This is a genomic window from Tropicimonas sediminicola (assembly GCF_900188335.1).
GTDB lineage: Bacteria > Pseudomonadota > Alphaproteobacteria > Rhodobacterales > Rhodobacteraceae > Tropicimonas > Tropicimonas sediminicola.
The window spans coordinates 67,865-74,074 of the sequence record NZ_FZOY01000013.1; the positions used below are offsets into that span (position 1 = coordinate 67,865).

The window sequence follows — 6,210 nt, forward strand, 5'->3', positions numbered from 1 at the left end:
AAAGCGCTTTACTCCACGGAGCGAAAAAGGGTGAACCGGCGTAAGCTATTGTTTTGAATGGCAGGATCAGAAAACGCTCCATCGCTCCAAACCGCTCCATTCGCTTCAGAAGCGCTCCATTTGGGGGTGAAGCGCTCCACCCCCTTGTGGAGCGAATTATGTTAACTTTCGGCATCGCTCAGAACCTCCAGCCCCTCGTCGGTCAGCTCCAGTTTTCGGGCGTATTTCTTGACCAGTCCGTCCTTGATCAGCCGCTCCTTGATCCGGCGGGCTGTGGACTTCGAAGCCCCCAAGGCGTCGGCCAATCCGGCCTCGGAAATCTTGTTGTTGGCGTGGATCGCGCGAAGGGCGTCGGTTTCCTTCCGCATCGCCTCCTGCGCCCTGCGGCGCTTGTCGCTGTCGAAGAGGTGGGTAACGACGGAGATCGGGTGTTGCCGCCCCTTGGTGTCGGCAAGCTCGGGAAACGCCTTCTCCGGCATCGCGAAGTCCAGCGGCTCGAAGTAGCTGCCCCTGTGCTTGCCCTGCCAGTGCATCGTGACGATCTCGTCTTCGCGCCAGCAGGTATAGTTGCCGTCGATCTCGTTCATGAAGGCGCCGCCGCCGCGGGGCACGAGGTTGCCCTTGTCTGCCTTCTTGCCGGCCGGGTGGGCGGGAATGATGACTGTGGGCTTCCCTGCCGCCCGCGACAGGCTGCGGAAGTTCCGGGCCGCGTTGAGCATGGAAACGTTATCGTTGTCGCTCTCGCCCTCGAAGAAGGCTTGCAGCGTATCGCCGATGATCAGGCGCAGATTGGGGATCTTGGCGGCTTCGGCTTCGAGCGCGTCCAGGCTTTGGCTGATGCGGAATGCGCCGTCGTGCCAGAACACCGGGAGGTCGTATCCGTCCACCCCGTGAGCGAGGCACAGTGCGCGCCACTGGCGCCGCACGTTGTCGGGGTTCTCGCCGGCAAGGAACAGGACGCTGCCTTGCTCGACTTCCTGATTGGCAAACGGCTTGCCCGTCGCAACCTGCAACATCAGGTAGAGCATGAGGCTGCTCTTCCCGTGACCGGTAAAGCCGGTGATGGCGTAGGTCATGCCCTTCTCGCAGATGCCATCCACGAGGTAGTCGGACGGCTCCAGGCGGGCCATGAAAGCTGCATTCGATTCCAGCCTGCCGAAGCCGCCATTCCGCGGCACGTCGGCCCTGCGCTCGTCACCGGGCGGCACAACCTTGCTTTCCGCGATGCTCGGCTTGGCGACCGGCTCGGAACGCAACCCGGCTTCCTTGGAGTAGGAGCGCACGGCGTCCTTATAGTCGCCGCCGTGCTCGTGGTAGACGAAGAGGTCGAAGGCGTCGCCGGTCGGGTAACCCGCAGCGGACTTGCGGCCTACGTCGTCCATCGCCGAACCCATGTAGACCCAATACTCGCCGTAGTCTCGCAGGGCGAAGCTGCCGCTGGTGGAGTCAGGGGAGCGCCAATCCCGGCCATTGCCACGCGCGGCGTAGCCGTAGCGCCCCAACAGGCCCTCGATGCTGTGCGCCTTGTTGAAGTGATCCACGGGGCTTTCAAGGCCGGTCTCGTGGAACCTGGCCCGCCGCTCCGCTGCCTTCCATACGCGCTCTTCCTGCGCCGCTCGCTCAGCTTCCAGGCGCGCCGCCCGGTTCGCCTCGCGGCGTTGAATGACCGGATGGTCCGGTGTCAGGTCCACGGGGGCCACGCCCTTGAGTGAATGCCGGTAGTATTCACCCCGGTTCGGCAGGAAGATCAGTTGCGCGGCGCGCTCCAGCGCCGGATCGGGGCGGAGTCCATGTTCCTCAAGTAGCTGGTGAATGGCTTCCATTGTGTCGGACCAGTCGCGGCCGGGGATGTAGTCGGCCAACGGCAGCAGCACCCGCGACTTGGGGTTGGCCTCCGTTGCCCTGCTGCTGCTGTAGTAGAGCCGGGTGGCGTCCTCGCCGAAGACAGCCCGCAAGGCGGCGCCGATCTCCTTCGCCGAGTTCGCGGGCTGCTCGGCTGTGCCGTCGAAGTCGAGGCCGATCAAACCGAACTCGCCGCGGTCCCGCTGAACCTCGAACACGCGCGCATCCCATCCGCAATAGCGGCTCGCGATGGTCCATTGCGCTTGCGCCTTGGGGGTCTGCGGCGGGTTCTCGGCCATCGCCACGATGTCCGAAAAGGTCACCTTGTCGTATGGCTCGCCCGTGTCTTTGTGCGTGTCGTGCTGGCCGAAGCCGGTGCAGAATGCGGCGGCCGTGGGAATGTTCATATCCATTCGGCCAGCCCGCTTTTGTATTGAGTGCTGGAATGCAAACGGCGAACCAGCAAAGCGATTTCGCGGCACCGCCGAGGCAATCTTGATATCTTGATATTTTTCACTGCTCGTTGCCCTGCAATTGCACGAGCACCGGAACCGTGGTATATTCTCAGAAATGCCAAATTCCGAAAACTCCCGACCGATGCGCGCGGTTGGGGGTTTTCTTTATTCGGAAGCCTCGACCAATCCGGCCTCGACGTACGCGACGACATCAGCCGCGCGGTAGCGGACGCTTCGCCCGACCTTGAGGTATGGGATCGTCGGGCCGACCCAGCGGTCCCGCTGAAACCACTTCACGGATTTGTTCAGGTATTCAGCCGCTTGATCCTCGGTCCAGAGGACCGGCACGGTGGCCGTCGTCTCGGCCAAGGTGGGGGTCTGAATGGTCATCGGTGTCCTCGCATAAAGGGTTGCAAGGTTTAGTTAGAACCGATGACATTTTCGCTCATTCGGAACATCTCCGCCCTATTGTTCGGAACGGCCCTCCGACAGATGCCTCTGCCAAATTGTTTCAACAGAAGTTTCCGCCAAGCAAAGTGCGTCCGCCACAATCGAGCAAGCAGACGGCGGGGCATTCTCACGCGGAGGCTTGCTCCGATATGTTGGGATCTGCCATTTTCCCACGATCTGTTCGACCGCCATTACAATCAGGCGATCCCGTTCCGTGTTTCTTTTTCGGCCTCGAGTCTTGGGGAATTCCACCCCGACGACCAAAGCTGACGCAAGCTGAGAAAGCGCCTTCGGAAGGGGGATCGAATTCTTCAAATAGTTGTGGATCAACCACGTCGCAACGTCCCATGCGTCCTTACTCTCTAGAGCGCGAAGGCAGAGATTTGTGGCTTCGACTTCTGACAGCGCGCATTTCTGGAAGGCGTCTGGACCGATGTCGGCAAACAGGCTTCGGAGGCCTTCATCGCTAACGGCCCTTTCTGAAGTATTCGCGAACCACCAAGCAGCAAATGCCTCTGGCGAACTCCACGGATCTTGGGTCATCGCCGCGCCTCCAGTTGAACCACGTCGGCCGTTCGGCCGGGTGAGAGCATGTAGTCTTCGATCCGCTGCATGGCGTCCCGAAGGTCTTCGGTCGTCACCTGGACGTATCCGGCGGTCACGTCGCCGCCGCTGATGTGGTTGGTCAGCCGCTTCAGCTTGTATGCCGAAATGTCGAGCTTGCTCGCCACGGTCGCGAAGGTGCGCCGCAGATCGTGCGCGGTGACGTAGAGGCCCGTCTTTGCCTCGATACGGTGGTATGCGCTGCGAAGATCCGTCGGCAGGGCACCGTTCGGATTGCTGAACACGAAGTCCGGCCCGCTGACTGCCTTCCGGGCTTTCAGCAGGCTGGCAAGCTCGGAGCCAAGCGGCAACTCGTGATCGGTGCGGTTCTTGGTGTTACGGAAGACCACAATCCGCCGCTCAAGATCCACGTCGCTCCAAGCCAAGGGCTGGTAGCCGTCCAGCGGGTTGCCAAGCGCCTCCGCCAGTCGTGCGCCCGTCAGCAGCATGAACAGCAGCGCGTCGCGGGCTTCGTTCTCGTTCTTCAAGCCAACGAGGCCGGTTTGAACAGCCTCGATCCAGTCGGCGAGCTTGCCCTCGGGAATGTGCCCCTTCGCCGGCTTTACCTCCGCCCATTGGTTCAGCCGGTTCAGCCGATCCACCGGGTTCCGGGAGAGTAGGGCGTCTCTATCGTCGTCGGCGTCGGCGATGACGTGGTTGAAGGCAGCACGGAGATACCGAAAGGCGAGGTTGGCTTGGGCAGGCGAGGTCTCCACGATCTCTGCGTGCCGCTTCTTCACCATGCTGCCGGTTATCTCGGTGACGGGCTTGTCCAACCAGTCATCGAAGCGCCTCATGCACTTCTCGATATCCCGAATGGTTCGGGCCTTCTTTGGCGCCCCTCTGCCGCCCCCCTTCTTCTTCGGCGCGCGCATGTAGTCCTCGAAGGCGTCCCGCAGAGTCATTGAGCGGGCCTCCTGGCGCTTCCTCTCCGCCACCGGGTCGATACCGTCGGCGAACTGACTTGCCAGCGTGAGCGCCCGCTTTCGGGCCGCTTCGGGCGTCATGTCGCCAGCCCGGCCAATTGTGACACGGCGTGTGTTTTTCCCGACACGCCGCTGCATGATGAAGGCCTTCGCGCCGCCGGGTGAAACCCGCAGCCCAAAGCCGCGCAACTCGCTGTCCCACACCAGCAACTGCTTCCCCTCCGCCGGCTCGATTTTGGCGACGGTGGTCTTTGTCAACTTCACGCGGTCTTCGGCCATTTGACACCTTTTCCCGGCTCGCTGGCGGCGGACTTTTTCTCCGCCGGAGGGGCCGTGTAAGCAAATAGTAAGCAGCACATTTAGAACTTCCGGGGTGCTACAGCGGATACATTAGAAGCCATTGCCCTTTTTTACAAGGCTCATTGGCGCTTACTCGGACCAGTGTCTTGTGCCTAGAAGTGGCCTCCAGCGGATTCAAAATCCGCCGGTAGCAATATCGTGCGAGTTCGAGTCTCGCCTCGGGCACCAAAACTTCAGCTATCCCATTGGTTTTGCTCCAGCTTATCGCAGCTGCTTGGAGCCGTAGACCATGTCGGAGACCAAATCCCCTACGTTCACCTTCGTGAAAGAAGGCGTGTATTACTTCAGTCGTCGCGTACCGAGCGATCTGAAGCCTCAGTACACCTCACCAAGAATCGCGTTCTCGCTGAGAACCAGATCAGCAAGGGTCGCTGAGGCACGGGCGAGGAACGCCGCAGGTAAGCTGGACGACTACTGGTTTCACCTTCGGGCTCAAGTAGCCGAGATCCCCGGCAAGCACATGCTTCGGCGAATGCAGGACGGCACCAGCGCCATCACCGCTCTGCCCGATAGCCCTGCTGCGTCTGAGTTTGTCCTCCTGTCAGAAGCTGTGGCGACATACCTGCGCCTCAAAGGGCAGGGGAGGCCGGTGACGTTTCACAGGGCCGCTGAGCGAGCCTGTGGTTACTTGATCGATGTCTGCGGTGATAAGCACCTGGACGCCTACACCAGAGCCGATGCCAATAGGTTCCGGGATGACCTTGTGGAGAGGGGCTTGGCAGGTAGCAGCATCACGCGCGTCCTTGGCACAGTGCGGGCCATCACCAACTTCGCGGCCAGCGAATTGGGCCTGCAGTTCAACAACCCTTTCTCTGGTGTGTACTTCGACCGCAGTTCAGGGGTCTCCGACCGCAAGACCATACCCACAGAGACGCTGCGGGCAGTGCAGGAGCAGTGCAGACAAGCTGACGACGAACTTCGGTGGTTGGTCGCGCTCGTGTCTGACACCGGGATGCGCTTGGCAGAGGCCGCTGGCTTGGCAAAGAGCGACTTCGTCTTCGATGACGAGGGAAACCTCCATGTATCCGTCCAACCCCATCCGTGGCGTCGTCTCAAGACAAAGGGCAGCAGACGTCTTGTCCCACTGGAGGGAACTGCACGTTGGGCCGCTGATCGACTCCTTGAGCAATCTGGCGGCTCTCCTTTCGCATTCCCACGCTACAACAAGGGCGACACGACGAACGCGAACTCAGCCAGTGCGGCACTCAACAAGTGGCTGAAGGAGCAAACCCAAAGCGACTACACGATGCACGGGTTTCGCCATGCCATGCGAGACCGCCTCCGCGCGGTGGAATGCCCAGCTGATGTCGTGGACCAAATCGGCGGCTGGCAGAGCGAGGGCGTAGGCCAGAGCTACGGCACAGGTTATCCCTTGTCGGTTCTCCGGAGGTGGTTGAAGGCAGTAGCGTAGGCCGACATGGTCTACGGCTCCAAGCAGCTGCGATAAGCTGGAGCAAAACCAATGGGATAGCTGAAGTTTTGGTGCCCGAGGCGTCTATTATTCCCGCTACAGGCACCGCTTCAGCTTCCAGCTCCAGCAAAACAAGGGCTATCGCATCGCCGACTCCCCGGTC

General features: G+C 61.1%; 5 protein-coding genes. 1 reads left to right on the top strand and 4 read right to left on the bottom strand.

Annotated features, from left to right (window positions below; genetic code table 11):
- Positions 1 to 161 precede the first annotated feature (161 nt).
- From CHB86_RS22695 to CHB86_RS22705, 4 genes are all read right to left on the bottom strand, one after another.
- On the bottom strand, positions 162 to 2,255 hold the full coding sequence (locus CHB86_RS22695) for an AAA family ATPase (RefSeq protein ID WP_089235405.1): 2,094 nt from the start codon (positions 2,253 to 2,255) through the stop codon (positions 162 to 164).
- 207 nt (positions 2,256 to 2,462) lie between these two features.
- Complete coding sequence (locus CHB86_RS22700) at positions 2,463 to 2,687, bottom strand: helix-turn-helix domain-containing protein (RefSeq protein ID WP_089235406.1); 225 nt, start codon at positions 2,685 to 2,687, stop codon at positions 2,463 to 2,465.
- 75 nt (positions 2,688 to 2,762) lie between these two features.
- Positions 2,763 to 3,290 (bottom strand): hypothetical protein, encoded by a 528-nt coding sequence (locus CHB86_RS24360; RefSeq protein WP_141134969.1) that lies wholly within the window; start codon positions 3,288 to 3,290, stop codon positions 2,763 to 2,765.
- Positions 3,287 to 4,555 (bottom strand): tyrosine-type recombinase/integrase, encoded by a 1,269-nt coding sequence (locus tag CHB86_RS22705; RefSeq protein WP_089235407.1) that lies wholly within the window; start codon positions 4,553 to 4,555, stop codon positions 3,287 to 3,289. The genes CHB86_RS24360 and CHB86_RS22705 overlap by 4 nt, the downstream gene beginning before the upstream one ends.
- A 310-nt stretch (positions 4,556 to 4,865) precedes the next feature.
- Here CHB86_RS22705 and CHB86_RS22710 point away from each other — a divergent pair, with 310 nt between their 5' ends.
- Positions 4,866 to 6,047 carry a DUF6538 domain-containing protein gene (locus CHB86_RS22710; RefSeq protein ID WP_089235408.1) on the top strand — a complete coding sequence of 394 codons (1,182 nt, stop codon included), beginning with the start codon at positions 4,866 to 4,868 and terminating at the stop codon, positions 6,045 to 6,047.
- Positions 6,048 to 6,210: the final 163 nt, after the last annotated feature.